Below are 16,980 nucleotides of genomic sequence, written 5' to 3'. Positions count from 1 at the left end.
TCAGGCCTCCTTGTTGCGCAAACCGGACAGGGCCACCACCAGCAGGATCAGGACACCCTGCACGCCGTCGACCCAGAAGCTGGAAATATTCAGAAGCTGGAAGCCGTTGATCAGCACCCCGACCAGCATCGTTGCCAGCAGCGTGCCGCCGATGCTCGGCTGCAGACGCTGGGAGAAGATCACCCCAAGAAAAGCGATGGCCACCACCGACAACAGCATCTCGCCGGAACCGGTGGTGCTGCCGCTGAACCAGGCCGCTGAACAAAACGCGGCCAGGCTGCCGCACAGACCGCTGATCAGGTAGCTGGCGAACACGTAGCCACGCACCGACAGGCCAGCGGCATTAGCCGCCTCCGGGTATTCGCCGATGGCGTACAGGCGCAGGCCGAATGGCGTGTACTGCATCAACATGATCAGCACGCCACCGACCGCCAGCAGCACCCAGGCCAGGGCTGGCACGCCGAGCCAACTACCGAAGGCCAGCCCTTCCAGCAACGGCGAAGTGCTGGGCAGCACGGTGTTTTCGGTCAGCACCAGTTCCAGCCCGGCCACCAGGTTCATCGTGGCCAGGGTTGCCAGCAGCGGCGGCAAACGGAAACCGACCACCACCAGCGCATTCAGCGTGCCGATGGCCAGGCCAGTGCCAAGCGTCGCGGCGATGCTGACAACATCGCCGAAACCGGCGTTGTTCAGGCTGGCATAGACCGCAGCGGACAACCCGAGGTTGGCCGCCAGCGACAGATCAAGCCCACCGGACACCACGTTCGAGCCGCCGCCGATGATCACCGTGGTCAGGCCGAAGGCAAGGCTGCCGAGGATCGCCGACTGGGCCAGCACATTGACCAGGTTGCTCGGGGTGAGGAAGTTCGGCGCACTGAGGGCGAAGGCCAACAGGATCGCGGCGAAGGCCAGCAGCGCGCCACGGCGCAGCAGCCACTGCGCGAATCGCGGGTGGAAGGCATCAGATAGCAATGGCATAGGCATAAAAAGGTCGTTCCTCGTTCTGCGCGCGTTGCGCGCCGGTAGCCACCGCCAGCAGGCGGTCACTGTTCGCCTCGCCAGCGGCGAAACGTGCGGCGATGGCGCCGCGGTGCATGACATGAATGCGGTCGCAGAGGCCGATCAACTCCGGCAGGTCGGACGAGAGGATCAACACCCCGGCGCCCTCCTTCACCAGTTCACCGATCAGCCGATAGATCTCCACCTTGGCGCCAACATCGATGCCAACGCTGGGCTCGTCCAGCAGGTACAGGCTGGAACACCGCGCGAACCACTTGGCCAGCGCCACCTTCTGCTGATTGCCGCCGCTGAGCTGACGCACCTTGGCATGCGCGCCAGGGGCCTTGATCCTCAGGCGCTCGATCAGCTCCAGGGTGGTATGCCGCTCGCGCGCCAGCGACAGCAGCCCCAGGCGGACGAAGCGCGACAGTGCCGCCAGGGTGGTGTTCTCCTGCACGCTCAGGTCGAGCGCCACGCCTTGCCGACGGCGCTCCTCGGGCATCAGCGCGACGCCCTGGGCGACAGCCTCGCGCGGGCTGCGCAAGGACAACGGTTGCCCGTCCAGGCGCACCTCGCCGCTGTCCGGTGGCGCCAGGCCGAACAGGCTGCGTAGCAACTCCTTGGCGCCCGAGCCCACCAGCCCGGTGAGGCCGACGATCTCGCCACGGCGCACCTGCAGGTCGATGCCCTGGTAGGCCCGTGCCCGACCCAGCCCGCGCACGTCGAGCAACAGCGCACCGGCAGGCACCGCTACCTTGGGGTACAGCTCGCCGACTTCGCGGTTGACCATCAGCCGGGTGATCTGCTCCAGCGACGTGTTGCGCGGGGAGACTTCAGCGACATCGCGACCGTTGCGCAGTACCGTCACGCGGTCGCACAGGGCCTCGATTTCCTGCAGGTAATGGGAGATGTAGACGATCGCCAGGCCATCGTCACGCAGGCGCTGGACGATCCGCAGCAAACGCTCCACCTCACGCTGCACCAGGGCCACGCTGGGTTCGTCGAACACCAGCACACGCGGTTTGATCAGCAGCGCGCGGACGATCTGCACCATCTGTTGCTCGGCGCTGCTCAGTTCACCGATCAGCGCATTCGCCGGCAGTCGCAGGCCGAAGTAGTCGTCCAGCAGACGCGCGGCCTCGCGCTGCTGGGAGCGGCGATCGAGCAAGGGCCCGAATCGCCGTTCGTGGCCGAAGAACAAGGCTTCACCCACGGTGAAACGGGCCGGCAACAAGCGTTCCTGGTGGATGAAGCCAATGCCCAGGCGCTCCACCTGGCGCGGGCTGAAATGCCCGTGCGGCTGGCCGTCGAGCAGCAGGCTGCCGGCGTCCGGGCGGTGGATGCCGGCCAGCACCTTGATCAGCGTAGACTTGCCGGCGCCGTTCTCGCCCACCAGACCGTGCACGCTGCCCGCCGCCACCCGCAGGCTGGCGCCGTCGAGCGCCCGGGTGGCACCGAAGGTCTTGACGATGCCACGCAGCTCCAGCACCGGCGTACTCATGCGTCGCCTCGGATGCGTTTGACGTCATCGACGTTGCCCGCCGTGGTCAGCAGGGTCTCGACGAAGGTTTCGGGCGGCAGATCGTGCTCGCCGGCCAGGTAGCGGGCGACGTTATGCACCGCCGTCCGGCCAATCAACGCAGGCTGCTGCGCCACCACTGCAGCCACCGGGCTGCCGGGCTGGCGCAGCAGTTCCAGCACCTCGGGCGTACCGTCGACGCCATAGGTGCGCACTTCATTGCGCCCGGCTTCGATCAGCGCCTGGCTGGCACCGAGCTGCGGCAGATCCCAGGCCGCCCAGATCGCGTCGAGCTCACCCTTGGGGTACTTGTTGAGCAAGGCGGCAACCTGACTGCGGGCATCCTGCACGGTGTTGGGAATCACGTCGCGCAACTCCGGCTGGATGAACTCGATCTGCGGGTAGAACTTGCTCACCAGCTTCAACTGGTCATAGCGAATGCCGCAGCTCGGCACGCCATAGAAGCCATTGAACAGCAGCACCCTGCCCTTGCCGCGCAGATCGGCCACCAACTGCTTGGCCAGCAGCAAACCCGTGCTCCAGTTGTCTGCGGAAATCGTATTGACCGCGTACTGCGACGGCACCTCGATGGTGAACAGCGGGATGCCGGCGGCGCTGATGCGCTTGAACCAGGGCTCGATGATGCTCAGCGTGCCGAGGGTGTGAATCACTGCATCGGGCTTCTGCGTCACCAGATTCTGCAACTGGGTCACCATGGCCTTGTCGTTGCGCCCGGCATCCAGGGTGATCGGCGTGCCGCCCAGGCGCTGTACCTCCTCGACCTGCGCCTTGAAGGCCCGGCTGTCGAAGTAGATGCTGGTGCCCACGGTGCTGATGGCGATGCGCTTGCCCTTGAGCGAAGGCACTGTGGCACTGGCCTCGGCACCGCTGTCGGCTCCAGCCGCCATGGTGCGGGTCAATGGTGCGGCAAGCCCGAGAGCGAGCATCGCCGAAGACGCGCCGAGCAGGCCGCGCCGGGAAATGCCGGAGCAGTCGTTGTCACTCATTGGTCACCTCGCAGGTGCTTGACCTGAGCCAGGTTGTCGCGGGTCGTCAATAGCGCGGCGACATGGGTTTCCTTCGGCAGATCACGCTGGCCGGCCAGGTAGCGGGCAACGTTGCGCACGGCGGTGCGGCCGATCAGGTCGGGCTGCTGCGCAACCACCGCGCCGATGGGCGAGTTGTCAGGGGCGAGCAGCTCCAGTACCTCCGGCGTGCCGTCCACACCATAGGTGCGGATCTCACTGCGCCCGGCGTCGATCAGCGCCTGGCTGGCGCCGAGCTGAGGGATGTCCCAGGCCGACCAGATGGCAGCGATATCGCCCTTGGGGTACTTGTTCAGGAGCGCGGCGATCTGGCTGCGGGCGTCCTGCACGGTGTTGGGAATCACGTCACGCAGCTCCGGCTGGACGATCTGCAATTGCGGATGATCGGCCAGTACCTTCTTCAACTCGTCGTAGCGGATCGCACAGACCGGCACCCCGTAGAAGCCGTTGAACACCAGGATGCGGCCCTTGCCGCCGGTGTCGCGCACCAGCTGTTCGGCCAACGCGCGGCCGGCCGCAACGTTGTCCGAGGTGGTGTTGTTGAGGCTGTACTGCGATGGCACATCAATGGTGAACAGCGGGATGCCTGCTGCCTGGATGCGCTTGAGCCAGGGGTCGATCACGCTCAGGGTGCCGAGGGTCTGAATCACCGCATCGGGCTTTTGCGTGACCACCGTGTTCAGTTGTGTGACCAGATTGCGGTCGTTGCGCCCGGCGTCGAGGGTGATCGGCGTGCCGCCCAGGCGCTTGATCTCATTGACCTGCGCCTGGAACGCCTTGATGTCGAAGTAATGACTGGTGCCAGTCATGCTCACGGCAATGCGCTTGCCGGCCAGCGACGGCACGGCCTCGCCCTCCTCCTCGGCTTGTGTCAGGCCGCCCGCCAATGCCAGCACCAGGGCGGTGAGCAACGTCAGGATTCGACTCATGCTTGCACCCTTTGCTGATCTGCCAAGGCGGCGCCGTTGAGGTAGTGGTCGCCAAGCAGTCGCCGTTGAGTGGGCAGTGCCGGTTCGGCGCTGCCCGGCTGCGGACGCGGCAGACTACTGCCCACCAGTTCGAAATGCGTCTGCGCGGCCAGGCGCGCGGCCTCGGCGGCGCCCAAACGAAAAGCGATGGCGGCCGACTGCGAGGCGTCGGCGCGTGCCAGCAACGCGTCGGCGGCGTCGATACGGATGCGCAACTCGCCGACTGCAGCGATGACCAGCGCTTCATGGCGAGCACTCTGCCCGCGCAGGTAGTCAAGCAGAGCTGCCTCGACATGACGGGCGTGGGCCAGGTCACCCCGGCCTTGGGAATGGGTGTTGGACATGGCGTGACCTCAGTTCCAGGAATGACGTTGCGGCTTGATGCCGTTGAGCAGTTGATTGCCGACCAGGTGGTACTTCCAGCGCACCGGGTCATGCAGCGTGTGGGTGCGCGCATTGCGCCAGAAGCGGTCCAGCCCCTGGCTGGCCGAGACGCTGCGCGTGCCGCCCAGCTCCAGCAGGCGACTGGACGCCTCAAGGGAAATCTCGGTAGACAGCACCTTGGCCTGGCCGACCACCACTGAGGCTTCAGCAACGTGCTCTTCGCCAGGCTCGGCGATGGCGCGATCGACCGCCTCGGCAGCGCGCTGCAAGATCGCCTCGGCCGCCTGCAGGCGCCAGGCCAGCTCGCCGATTAGCGCCTGGCCAAGTGGATCCTGCCAGCCGTGCTGCAAGCCGCTGTCGACCCAGGGGCGTGCCTGACGCGCCACGCGCAGGGTTTCGGCAAAGGCGCCACGGGCGATGCCGGTGTCCACGGCGGCCTGGATGATCTGCGAGATCGGGCCATCAGCGGTTGGCTGGTCGTAGGCCTTCCAGGCCGGTATCACCTCGCTCGCTGGCACTCGCACGCCTTCGATACGCACCTGGCCGCTGGCTGTGATGCGCTGGCCGAAGCCATCCCAACTGTCGATCACCGTCAGGCCAGCTGCATCGCGTGGCACGAAGGCGATGTGCGGGCGGCCCTCCTCGTCGACACCCGCGACCGGGACGATGTGGGCGAACAGTGCCCCCGTGCAGTAGGCCTTCTCGCCATTGAGCACGGCGCTGTCGCCGTCGAAGCGGATCTGCGTCTGGAAGGTGGTGACGTACTGGCTGCGCGCTTCGGAAAAGGCGTTACCGAAACGGTAGCCTTGCAGCACCTTGGCGTAGTAGCGGCGCTTCTGCGCCTCGCTGCCGGTCAGGCCGAGGTTGCTGAGCACACCAAAGTGGTTCTGCGGCAACTGGCCGAGCGATGAATCGGCGGCGGAGATGGTCGCGATCACCTCGCTGAGGGTGACATAAGATACCCCGGCGCCGCCGTGCGCCTTGGGCACGCTGATTGCCCACAGACCGCTTTCGGAGAAGCGATCCAGTTCCTCCCAGGGCAGGCGCCGCTCGCGATCACGCCAGGCTGCCTCACGGGCAAAATCCTCGGCCAAGCGCTGCGCCACCTCGATGGCTTCGGCGTCGCTACGGATGATCTGTGCCGGGCGCCGAGGCGCCGAGCTGACCTGCTCGCGCAGATCGGCGGGTTCTGACTGAGTCATGTGTTGCTCCAAGCGTGATGGATTCTCCAGGGCTACTGCACAGCCCGTACCAACCTGGAAAATCCTTTATATTCAATGACTTGATTCGCAATCCAGATAATTGGAAAAGCACCTGTGGCGGCAAACTGTGGATTGGCTGTTGCCGGGCGGACACTTGCCTCAGACCTGTTCACGACCTGCTGCGCGTCGGCCCTCCTGCGTTAAAAAAGGCTGGAGCGCCAGCGTGGTCGGACTGCTCATTTACAGCGGATGAAGTCGAGCGCGACTCCGACCGCGCCGCGCCTGTTTTTGCGGGGCCGCCATCGGTGTTGCATGGCGTTATCTCGCGAGATCGTGAGCAGGTTCTCAGAGGCTGATATCCAGCGGGTACTGGACGATCAGGCGCAGTTCGTCGACGTTGGACTCGGCGACGTGATCGCCACCGACGCGGTGGGTGGCCTGCATCAGGTTGAACGAGAGGTCCTTGGCCGGCCCACTCTGCAGCACGTACTTCAGCCACAGGTTGCGCTCCCAGTGGCGGCCGTCCTCGGTACCATTGAAGTAGCTGTAAGCGCCCCCCGCGCGCGTACCGTCGATGTCGGTACCGCGCACGTAGCGGGCCGTCAGGCTCAGCCCAGGCACGCCAAGCGTGGCGAAGTCATAGTCGTAACGGGCTTCCCAGGCTCGCTCATTGGGGTTGTTGAAGTCGGAAACCTGCGAGGCGGCATCCAGTTGCAGGTCATAGGTGTTCCACACGTAGTCGAACGGCGTGTCGCCATCGATGCGTGTGTAGGACAGCTTGAAGCCATGAGCGCCGGCAGCCACACCGGCATGCACGCTCCATGAGTCGTTGTCGATCTGGCCGGCCAGCGCCTGGCCGCTGTCACGGGTGCGGTAATAATTGAGGCCGGTCTTCAGGCTCAGCTCGCTACCCAGCGGCTGCACATGGTCGACGCTGAAGAACGACTGGTTCCAAACGTCGTCGAGGCGGCTGCTGTGCAGGCGCAAGGTGAGCTGGTCGTTGAACAGGTAATCGCCACCCAGGTACACCACATCGTTGGCGCCCTTGATACGCCCGGCATAGACGGTGCCGAGATCACCACGGTGGTTGCTGGCGTTGCGGTCACTGCTCGACTCCAGCTTGCCGCCCTGCAGGCTCAGGCCATCCAGCGAGTTGTTGTTGAAGATGAAGCCGCGCAGTGTCTGCGGCAGCAGGCGAATGTCGCTGGCGTGCAGCACCGGGCTGGTCGGGCTGACGTCGCCATAGCGCAGTTCGGTGTCGAAGGCGCGCACCTTGAGCGCGGCGCCAACCTTGCCGTAGCTGTCCTTGGGCTCGCCATCGAAGTTGCTCCCCGAGCGCGACACGATGCCGGGCACGCCGACACCATTGCCGACTGCCCCATTGCCGCCATCGAGCTTGAGCCCGACCAGCCCCTGCACATCCACGCCGAAGCCGACAGTGCCACGGGTGAAACCGGATTGCAGATTGGCGATGATGCCGTGGCCCCATTCACGATGCAGGCTCTGCCGCTCACCCTTGTTGGGGTTGAGGGTGAAGTCGCCGTTGCGATAGTCCTGGCTGAAGAAGAAGTTGCGGTTGAGCACATGGATCTGCGTGCCGTCGATGAAGCCTTCATCATCGCTGTCGGCAAACGCGGGGCCGGCCAGCAGGATGGCCAGAGAAAGAGCTGTTCTGTAGCAAGCGGTAGAGCGCATGGCAGTGATCCTTGGAATGACGAGGTAGGCGCCTTTCCAGGCGCTGCAAATCCAGTTGTTCCAACAACCATGCCAACAGAAATAATCATTGTTATTCAATCACTTGAACAATCTACTCAACAATATGATGCACCGTCTGCGGAGCAATCTGCACAACTGCTGTTGCCGGCGCCACAGCGCTTTCGTCAGGACAAAAAAACGCGGCCTGGGCCGCGTTGAATGGAACATCACCTACTCAGTAAAAGGCGGTATGACCACAGCGTCCCACAGCCGTCGCCACCGCTCAGTCAGCCTTGCCGCCCAGGTAGAAATGCTGAATATCTTCCCGCGCGGCCAGCTCGGCAGCACTGCCCTCACCCACCACCCGGCCGTTCTCCAGGATGTAGGCATGGCTAGCATGGCGCAGGGCAACGTTGATGTTCTGCTCGGCCACCAGAAAGCTCACGCCCTCCTGCGCATTGAGCTGGGCGACGATGGCGAAGATCTCCTCGACGAGGATCGGCGCCAAGCCCATTGAGGGCTCGTCGAGCAGCACCAGGCGCGGTTTGGTCATCAGCGCGCGGCCGATGGCGAGCATCTGCTGCTCACCGCCGGAAGTCAGCCCAGCCTGAGTCTTGCGCTTGGTCTTCAAGCGCGGGAACCAGGCATAGATGCGCTCCAGATCCTGCTCCAGTTGGCGCCGCGTCGGGTTACGCAGGAAGCCGCCACTGCGCAGGTTTTCCTCGATGGTCAGGTGGGCGAACACATGCCGTCCTTCCAACACATGGACGATACCCTGGCGTGCCAGCAGGTTGGCCGCGACACCGGCGGTGTCCTGCCCCTGGAAGCGGATATGGCCACGGCTGACCTGCGCCCGGTCGGCCTGCACCAGGCCGGAAATAGCCTTGAGTGTGGTGCTCTTGCCAGCACCGTTGGCGCCTAGCAAGGCGACGATATCGCCCTGCCCGACCCGCAGGGATACACGGGCCACGGCGAGGATTGCGCCGTCGTAGATCACTTCGATGTCCTCCACTGCCAGCAGCTCGCTGCTGACGGCGGCTGGAAGAGTCGCACTGGTCATGGATTGTTGCCCTCTGGTCGTCGTTCAGCGGGCGGCGCCTGCCGCCCCAAAGCCTTGAAATGCGTTGCCCGTGCCGGTCGCGGTTAAAGCCCCTGCCACAGGTGAAAAGCGAGCGCTCACGGCGCGTCACACGCACGGGGGGTCACGCCTTTCTCTTTCGCGTACTCGGCAGCCTTGGCGTCAATCAGGGGGCGCAGGGTGACATGATCGGCCTGCACCCAATCGGTGATCAGCTTCCACTGCTGGCCATCCCACTGCTGCACCTTGACGGCACCGCCCCCCTCGTGGTCGCTGCACGACAGCTTCAGCGGCTGCATCAGCCCCAGGAAACCGATCGCCTTGAGCCGCGCATCGTCGAGATCGAGGTGTTCCAAGCCCCAGCGACCTTCCTCGCCATTGAGCGGCCGCGCTCCGAAGTGCTTCTGCGCGGCGCGGATCGCCTCGACGGCGATGGCGGCATTCACCAGGCCGGAGTTGTAGTAGACGCTGCCGAAGCTCTTCGGATCCTTGAGGTCGCTCTTGCCCTTGTCGAGGATGTGTGCCTTGATGCGCTGGTGGATGTCGAAGTCGGCACCGCCCGGATAGGGCGTCAGGGCCAGATAACCCTTGCCCGCCTCGCCGGCCGGCAGCACGTCTTCATTGGAGCTGGCCCAGATGTCGCCAACGATGCGATCGACCGGAAAGCCGAAGCGCGCCGCAGTCTTGATCGCCACCGGGGTGGACACGCCCCAGGTGCGCAGGAATACCCAGTCCGGCTTGAGCTGGCGCACCTGGCGCCACTGCGAGGCCTGCTCGTTACCCGGGTCGGCGACGGGAATCTGGATGTTCTCGAAGCCGTACTTCTCCGCCAGTAGCTTCAGCGGCCCCTGGGTTTCCCGGCCATAGGCGGAGTCGTGGTAGACGGTTGCGATCTTCTTGCCCTTGAGCTTGTCCAGCCCACCCTCGCGCTCGGCCACGTAGTTGATGAATGCCGAAGCCTCGCTGTAGAAGGTCAGCATCACCGGGAAGTTGTAGGGAAAGACGCGGCCATCGGTGGCCTCGGTACGACCATAGCCGAGGGTGATCAGCGGGATCCGGTCGGCCTCGGCCTTGTCCGCCAGGGCATAGGCAGCCGGCGCACCATTGGGCTGGTAGACCGCTACCGGAGCGCCATTGAGGCCGTTCTTGAAGCGCTCGTAGCACTCGATGCCCTTCTCCGCCGTCCACTCGGTCTCACACTCCTGCCAGACCAGCTTGACGCCATTGATGCCGCCTTCGACGTCGTTGATGTAGCGCAGGTAGTCGATCATCCCGGCCCACACCGGAATGCCGCTGGAGGCATAGGCACCGACTCGGTAGGTGGCTAGCGGGAAGAATTGTTCATTGGCCGCCTGGGCCGCCGACGGCATCGCGGCGTAGCTCGCGAGCGCCAGGCCAAAGGCGGCGACACCGCGTTTCAGCGTTGCATACATGGTCTTTCTCCTCAGGCGCCCGGCCCACGCGACGGTGGCCGGGCGCAGGTCATGGGGGTTTATTGCTCGTTGGCGCAATTACGCGGGGTGATGCCCTTCTCCTGGGCATAGGCGGCGGACTTGGCCTCGATCAGCGGACGCAAGGTGGTGCGGTCAGCCTGGATCCAGTCGGTCACCAGCACCCATTTCTCGCCGTCCCACTGCTGAACGCGGGCCGCACCACCGCCCTCGTGATCAGAGCAGGACAGCTGCAGCGGTGGCAGCAGCCCTTCGAAGCCACTGGCCTTGAGGCGCGCGGCGTCGATATTCAGGTGCTCGAAGCCCCAGCGCGCTTCCTCACCATTGAGCGGGCGGTTGCCAAATTTGCCCTGGGCGGTGCGCAGCGCCTCGACGGCAATCGCGGCATTGATCAGGCCGATGTTTTAGTACACCTTGCCGAAGTAGCGCTTATCCTTCAGGTCGCTCTTGCCAACATCGAGGATGTGCTGGCGTAGGCGCTGGTGAATCTCGAAACCGTCGCCACCGGGGAACGGCGCCAGGGCCTGGTAGCCCTTGGCCGCCGTGCCGGCAGGGAGCACGTCGGCCTCGGAGCCGGCCCAGACGTCGCCGATGATGCGCTCCACCGGGATGCCGAAGCGTGCGGCCGTCTTTATGCCAACCGGAGTGGACACCCCCCAGGTACGCAGGAACACCCAATCTGGCTTGATCTGCCGCACCTGGCGCCACTGCGCCGACTGCTCATTGCCCGGATCGGCCACCGGGATCTGGATGTTCTCGAAGCCGTATGTTTCCGCCAGTAGCTTCATCGGCGCTTGGGTTTCCCGGCCATACGCCGAGTCGTGGTAGACGGTGACGATCTTTTTGCCCTTGAGCTTGTCGAAGCCGCCCTCGCGCTCGGCGATGTAGTTGATGCCCACCGAGGCCTGCCCGTAGTAGTTCAGCAGCAGTGGGAAGGCATAGGGGAACACGCTGCCGTCGGTAGACTCGGTGCGCCCGCCGGCACCATCGATCAGCGGGATGCGGTCGGCCGCGCCCTTCTCCATCAGCGCATAGGAGCCCGGAGTGCTGTGGGTGAAGAAGAACGCCGTCGGCGCGCCATCCTTGCCATCTTTGTAGCGCTCGTAGCACTCGACGATACGGTCGACGTTCCACTCGGTCTCGCACTCCTGCCAGACCAGCTTGACGCCGTTGATGCCGCCTTCCACCTCGTTGATGTAACGGAAGTAGTCGATCTCTCCGGCCCACCAGGGAATCCCGCTGGAGGCATAGGCGCCGACCCGGTAGGTGGCCATGGGAATGAACTGCTGGTTGTCGGCGGCCTGGGTGACGACCGGAGACAGGGCCTGGGCGCCGAGCACAAAGAGGCTGACGAGCAGGTGACGATGCAAGGGTTTGCGCATGGTGTGAACTTCTTGTGCTGGGGTGAAAACCTCCTTTCCCGCGGTCGGGTCAAGGTTCATGGAAAGAGGCGGTCGTGCTCAGAATCGCAGCGGCCAGACCCTGATGCGTTCGCGCAGGTCGCCGAGCAGGCGTACCAGGCCTTCCGGCTCCTTGATCAGGAACCAGATGATCAGGCTGCCGAAGAGGATCTTCTGCAGGTTCTGCAATTGCCCGGCATCGACGTTGCCGCCGAACAGCCACTGCCCGGCATGGCTGAGCAGAATCGGTGTGAGGCTGATGAAAGCCGCGCCGATGAAATTGCCGGCGATGCTGCCCATGCCACCGATGATGATGATGAAGAGGATCTGGAACGAGCGGTTGATATCGAAGCTGCCGGCACTGGACGTGCCCAGGTAGGCGAAGGCCCAGAGCGCCCCGGCGATGCCCAGGTAGAAAGAGCTGACGGCAAAGGCCAGGCGTTTGTAGCGCTCCACCGGAATGCCGATCACCGAGGCGGCGGTGTCCATGTCGCGGATCGCCATCCAGTTGCGCCCGACCTGGCTGCGCACCAGGTTGACCGCGACCCAGGTCAGCAGCACCACGCAGCTCAGGGTCAGCAGGTAGCGACCTACCGGCGAGGCCAGGCTGTGGCCGAACAACTCCAGGCGCGGTGCGCTTATGGTGCCGGACGAGGCATGGTTGTAGAACCAGGGAAACTTGGCGAACACCCATTCGAGGAAGAACTGCGCAGCCAGGGTGGTGACCATCAGGTAGAAACCCTTGATCCGCGAACTGGGTATGCCGAACAGCAAGCCGACCAGGCCGGCAATCAGCCCGCCGCCGATCAGCGCCAGCGGCAACGGGAGCCCAGGCACACGCAGCAGCAGGCCGTAGGTGGCGAAGGCGCCCACCGCCATAAAGCCGGCGGCACCGACCGAGGTCTGCCCGGTGTAGCCGGTCAGCAAGTTCAGCCCCAGCCCGGCCAGCGACAGCACCAGGAAGGGAATCAGGATCGCGTTGAGCCAGTAGTCGTTGCCCAGCCAGGGCAAGCCGACGAAGGCCACCAGCAGCAACAACGGCAGGCCCACTGGCCAGCGACGGCGCACCAGGGTCAGCGGCGCCTCGTCGAAGCCGGCGCCCAGGCGTGAAACGGTAGCGGTCATTGCGTCATACCCGTTCGGTGGCCCGGTCGCCGAACAGGCCGGCCGGACGGATGTAGAGGAAGATCAGGGCAAGGAAATAAGCGAACCAGGGCGTGATGCCGCCGCCGATCAGCGGGCCTATGTAGGCTTCGGCGAGGTTCTCGGCGGCACCGACGATCAGCCCGCCGACGATGGCTCCGCCAATCGAGGTGAAGCCGCCGATGATCAGCACCGGCAGCGCCTTGAGCACGACCAGCGAGAGCGAGAACTGCACGCCCTGACGCGCCCCCCAGAGCAGCCCGGCCACCAGCCCGACCATTCCGGCCACGGCCCAGACGATCTGCCAGATGCGGTTGAGGTTGATGCCCAGCGACAGCGCCGCGCGGGTATCGTCGGCCACCGCCCGCAAGGCCACACCGATGCGGGTCTTGTTGAACAGCAGCGCCAGCACCGCCACCAACAAGGCGGAAACGCCGGAGGCAACCAGGTCGAACTGGCTGATCATCAGTTCGCCGACGAACAGCGGGACGTCCTCGATGCCCAGATCCAGCGCGCGTACCTGGGCGCCCATCAAGCCCTGGGCCAGGCCCTCGATGATGAACGACAGGCCAAGGGTGGCCATGAACAGGGTGATCTGCGAGCGATTGACCAGGGGCCGCAGCACCAGGCGCTCGATCAGCAGCGCGCCGACGATCATCACCAGTACGGTCAGGGCCAACGCCAGGGCGAACGGCAGGCCCTGCTCGTGCAGGCTGACGAAGGTCAGCGCAGCAAACAGCAGCATCGCGCCCTGGGCGAAGTTGAACACGCCGCTGGCCTTGTAGATCAGCACGAAGCCGATGGCCACCAGCGAATACAGGGTGCCGGCGAGCAAGCCGCCGATCAAGGTTTCCAGGAAGAAGTTCATCCGTGTGGCGCTCCCAGGTAGGCGGCGATCACATCGGGATTGGCCTGCACTTCGGCCGGTGTGCCATCGCCGACCTTGCGCCCGTAGTCCAGCACCACCACGTGGCTGGACAGCCCCATGACCACCTGAATGTCGTGTTCGATGAGAATCACCGTGGTGCCGAGATCACGGTTGATATCGGCGATGAAGCGGCTCATGTCCTGTTTCTCTTCGGCGTTCATCCCCGCCATCGGCTCGTCGAGCAGCAGCAGGGTCGGCTGCGCGATCAGCGCACGCCCCAGCTCCACGCGTTTCTGCAGGCCATAGGCCAGGCTGCCCACGGCAACGTCGCGCCAGGGCTGCAGCTCGAGGAACTCCAGCACCTGCTCGGCGCGCTCGGCGAAAGCCCGGGCCTCGCGCCGGGCACGTGGCAGGCCCAGTGCCTGTTCGAGAAAGAAACTGCGCTGGAAACGCGACAGACCGGTAAGCAGGTTGTCCAGCACACTCATCTTCTTGAACAGCGCATTGTTCTGGAAGGTACGGCCGATCCCCAGCCGCGCCGCCTGCAGCGGGTGCGGCCGGCGCAACGGCTCGGTGGCGAAGAACAGCTGGCCGGCATCGGCCCGGTAGACGCCATTGAGGATGTTCAGCAGCGAGCTCTTGCCGGCGCCATTCGGCCCGATCAGGGCGCAGATCTCGCCGCGCCTGACGCTGAAGGACAAGTCGGAAATCGCCTTCACGCCCTTGAACGACAGCGACACGTTGCGCACCTCCAGCAAAGCACTCATGCCGCGCGCTCCAGATATTCGTGCAGCCATGACAAGCGTGCCGGGCCTTGTAGCGCCACGCTGGCAGACGCACTTGGCACCTCGATCCGGCGCAAGCGATGGAAGCCGAGCAGACGCCGCACCCGCTGCTTCAGCCAGCGACGCAAGCCCTGGTGTGGATTCTCCAGCGTCCAGTCACACAGACGCCGTCGCCAACTGTCTGGTGGCGCCAGGCGGGCATCGATTTCGCCCGCCAGCGCCTCGACCCCCGCAGCGGACAACAACAACCCGGTCGGGGCGATTTCGCGACGGTCGCGACCAGCAGACTCGCTCGTTTCCGGGAAGGCTAGACTTTCGCCATGGTGCAACCAACGGCTCAGCAAATGCCCCAGTCCCTCACGCCATTCGGTGCCCTCATCGACCCACAGCACGTCATCTTCGGCGCCCTGCGCCCAACCCTGGCGCTGCGCCACCGGCGCCTCGCCGACAAACACCGTCGACAGCGGCTGCACCTGCCACAAGCCGTTGCTCACGACAGTGGCCTGGGCGGAAAACAAACGCAGTGGCCACAGCTCGGCAAGGCCGCTGCCCAACCAGTGCGACACGTCTTCACGGCGTTGGACGAAGGCGAACGTCGGACGCGCCTGGCGCAGTTGCCGTTGCAGCTCATCGCCACGGCTGTCGCGGCCAATCACCAGACTGTGGCCGCCAAGCGGGTGGGCAGCCAACGCCAGAATCAGCAGGCTCGGCTCGAAGGCGCCACTCAATGCCAGGCGCTGCCCGGGGCCGAACCCCTGCTGGCGCAAGCCGTTGGCAACCCGCTCGACCTCGTGCTGCACATCGATCCAGCGCCAGGCCTTCCACGCACCAAGACGGCGATGACGCAGGGCGATTTGTGTCGGCCGTTCTCTGGCCCAACGCTGCAGCGCCGTCAGGGCGCTGTCGGCCACTACGTCGGGCAACGGCGGATAGCGTTCATGAATGCTCATGCGATGACTCCTCTGCCGATTCAGGCCGGCTCGGCCAGGTTGACATCGACGTTTTCGCGCTGCTGGCTGAGGTCGCGATAGCCAGCGCCAGGATGGTTGGCGGGCAGTCGCGGGCCATCGCCGAACAGCTTCTCGCGCAGGGTTCCGGAACGATATTCGGTCTTGTACACACCGCGTTTCTGCAACTCGGGCACCAACAGCTCGACCACATCGCGAAAGGTTTCGTGGGCCAGGACGTAAGCCAGGTTGAAGCCGTCCACGTCGGTTTCCTCGACCCAGGCCTGCAGCTCGTCGGCGACGGTCTGCGCACTGCCGACGATCAGCGGGCCGAAGCCGCCAATACCAACCCAATCGGCCAGTTCCTGCACCGTCCATTGCTTATTGGGGTCGGCGGTGGAAAAGGTTTCCACTGCCGACTGAATGGCATTGGTATGGATATGCTTGAGCACCTGGTCGGGCCGGTACTGGCCGAAGTCGATACCCGTCCATCCCGAGATCAGCGCCAGCGCACCTTCGTAGCTGGTATATGACGTGAGCTCCTGCCACTTGGCCTGAGCCTTGGCGTCGGTCTCGTCGACGATCACTGTCTGCAGGTTGAAGATCAGCACCTTGCGTGGATCACGCCCGGCCTCGGCAGCGCGACGGCGGATGTCGGCCACGGTTTTCTTCAGGATCACCTTGGACGGTGCGGCGACGAACACGCACTCGGCGTGTCCGGCTGCGAAGTCCTTGCCACGGCTCGACGCCCCCGCCTGATAGAGCACCGGCGTGCGCTGCGGCGAAGGCTCGCAGAGGTGGATGCCGGGCACCTGGAAGTGCTTGCCCTGGTGGCGGATCTCATGAACCTTGCTGGGATCGCTGAAAATGCCGCGCTCGCGATCACGCAGCACAGCGCCCTCTTCCCAGCTCCCCTCGAACAGCTTGTAGAGCACTTCAAGATATTCGTCGGCGTAGTCGTAGCGCGCATCGTGGTCGCTCAGCGCCTTCTGCCCGAGGTTGCGCGCGCCGCTGTCGAGGTACGAGGTAACGATGTTCCAGCCGATGCGCCCCTTGGTCAGGTGATCCAGGGTCGACAGGCGCCGGGCGAAAGGATACGGGTGCTCGAACGTCAGCGAGGCGGTGAGGCCAAAACCGAGGTGTTCGGTAACCAGCGCCATCGGGGTGATCAGCGCCAGCGGATCATTGACCGGAACCTGGGTCGCCTGGCGGATGGCCGCATCGCCATTGCCACCCAGCACGTCGTAGATGCCGATCACGTCGGCGATGAAGATGCCGTCAAACTTACCGCGCTCAAGCAACTTGGCCAGATCCGTCCAGTACTCCAGATCCTTGTATTGCCAGGCGCGATCCTTGGGGTGCCTCCAGAGTCCGGGCGACTGATGGCCGACACAGTTCATCTCGAAGGCGTTCAAACGAATTTCACGTGGCATGGGGGCTCCTGATCGATAGGCTCGGCACCCTGTTTCGGCGCCTCTCAATGCTCTCTCAACAC

Annotated in this window: 14 protein-coding genes and 1 pseudogene; all 15 read right to left on the bottom strand. The window is 64.7% G+C overall.

From position 1 onward, the window contains the following. On the bottom strand, positions 1–978 hold the full coding sequence (locus REH59_RS12930) for an ABC transporter permease (protein ID WP_128573841.1): 978 nt from the start codon (positions 976–978) through the stop codon (positions 1–3). Next, on the bottom strand, positions 962–2,500 hold the full coding sequence (locus REH59_RS12925; RefSeq protein ID WP_014861560.1) for a sugar ABC transporter ATP-binding protein: 1,539 nt from the start codon (positions 2,498–2,500) through the stop codon (positions 962–964). Before REH59_RS12925 ends, REH59_RS12930 begins: the two co-directional genes overlap by 17 nt. Continuing rightward, complete coding sequence (locus tag REH59_RS12920; RefSeq protein WP_014861559.1) at positions 2,497–3,525, bottom strand: sugar ABC transporter substrate-binding protein; 1,029 nt, start codon at positions 3,523–3,525, stop codon at positions 2,497–2,499. Before REH59_RS12920 ends, REH59_RS12925 begins: the two co-directional genes overlap by 4 nt. Then, positions 3,522–4,493 carry a sugar ABC transporter substrate-binding protein gene (locus REH59_RS12915; RefSeq protein WP_003253981.1) on the bottom strand — a complete coding sequence of 324 codons (972 nt, stop codon included), beginning with the start codon at positions 4,491–4,493 and terminating at the stop codon, positions 3,522–3,524. The genes REH59_RS12920 and REH59_RS12915 overlap by 4 nt, the downstream gene beginning before the upstream one ends. Then, complete coding sequence (locus tag REH59_RS12910) at positions 4,490–4,876, bottom strand: hypothetical protein (RefSeq protein ID WP_003253982.1); 387 nt, start codon at positions 4,874–4,876, stop codon at positions 4,490–4,492. The genes REH59_RS12915 and REH59_RS12910 overlap by 4 nt, the downstream gene beginning before the upstream one ends. Before the next feature lie 9 nt (positions 4,877–4,885). Further along, positions 4,886–6,118, bottom strand: a complete 1,233-nt coding sequence (locus REH59_RS12905; RefSeq protein WP_014861557.1) for an SfnB family sulfur acquisition oxidoreductase — start codon at positions 6,116–6,118, stop codon at positions 4,886–4,888. 345 nt (positions 6,119–6,463) lie between these two features. Further along, positions 6,464–7,813, bottom strand: a complete 1,350-nt coding sequence (locus REH59_RS12900; protein WP_004576521.1) for an OprD family porin — start codon at positions 7,811–7,813, stop codon at positions 6,464–6,466. A gap of 283 nt (positions 7,814–8,096) precedes the next feature. Beyond that, positions 8,097–8,873 (bottom strand): ABC transporter ATP-binding protein, encoded by a 777-nt coding sequence (locus REH59_RS12895; RefSeq protein WP_320450579.1) that lies wholly within the window; start codon positions 8,871–8,873, stop codon positions 8,097–8,099. A 116-nt stretch (positions 8,874–8,989) separates the two neighbouring features. Next, complete coding sequence (locus tag REH59_RS12890; protein ID WP_014860493.1) at positions 8,990–10,324, bottom strand: ABC transporter substrate-binding protein; 1,335 nt, start codon at positions 10,322–10,324, stop codon at positions 8,990–8,992. A 59-nt stretch (positions 10,325–10,383) separates the two neighbouring features. Then, a pseudogene (locus REH59_RS12885) lies at positions 10,384–11,724 on the bottom strand (ABC transporter substrate-binding protein). 78 nt (positions 11,725–11,802) lie between these two features. Next, complete coding sequence (locus REH59_RS12880) at positions 11,803–12,867, bottom strand: branched-chain amino acid ABC transporter permease (protein ID WP_003253989.1); 1,065 nt, start codon at positions 12,865–12,867, stop codon at positions 11,803–11,805. 4 nt (positions 12,868–12,871) lie between these two features. Then, positions 12,872–13,753, bottom strand: coding sequence for a branched-chain amino acid ABC transporter permease (locus tag REH59_RS12875; protein WP_003253990.1), 882 nt, complete (start codon positions 13,751–13,753; stop codon positions 12,872–12,874). Beyond that, positions 13,750–14,520: an ABC transporter ATP-binding protein gene (locus REH59_RS12870; protein ID WP_003253991.1), complete on the bottom strand. Its 771-nt coding sequence runs from the start codon at positions 14,518–14,520 to the stop codon at positions 13,750–13,752. The genes REH59_RS12875 and REH59_RS12870 overlap by 4 nt, the downstream gene beginning before the upstream one ends. Further along, a complete protein-coding gene (locus REH59_RS12865; protein WP_014860490.1) occupies positions 14,517–15,488 on the bottom strand; it encodes an AMP-binding protein in 972 nt (323 codons plus the stop codon). Before REH59_RS12865 ends, REH59_RS12870 begins: the two co-directional genes overlap by 4 nt. Before the next feature lie 20 nt (positions 15,489–15,508). Further along, positions 15,509–16,918, bottom strand: a complete 1,410-nt coding sequence (locus REH59_RS12860) for an LLM class flavin-dependent oxidoreductase (protein WP_003253993.1) — start codon at positions 16,916–16,918, stop codon at positions 15,509–15,511. Positions 16,919–16,980 lie beyond the last annotated feature (62 nt).

The sequence above is a fragment of the Pseudomonas sp. BO3-4 genome, assembly GCF_034044115.1.
Taxonomy (GTDB): Bacteria; Pseudomonadota; Gammaproteobacteria; order Pseudomonadales; family Pseudomonadaceae; genus Aquipseudomonas; species Aquipseudomonas alloputida.
The sequence above is the reverse complement of the archived record's forward strand: the minus strand, read 5'-3'. Positions and strand labels throughout refer to the sequence as shown.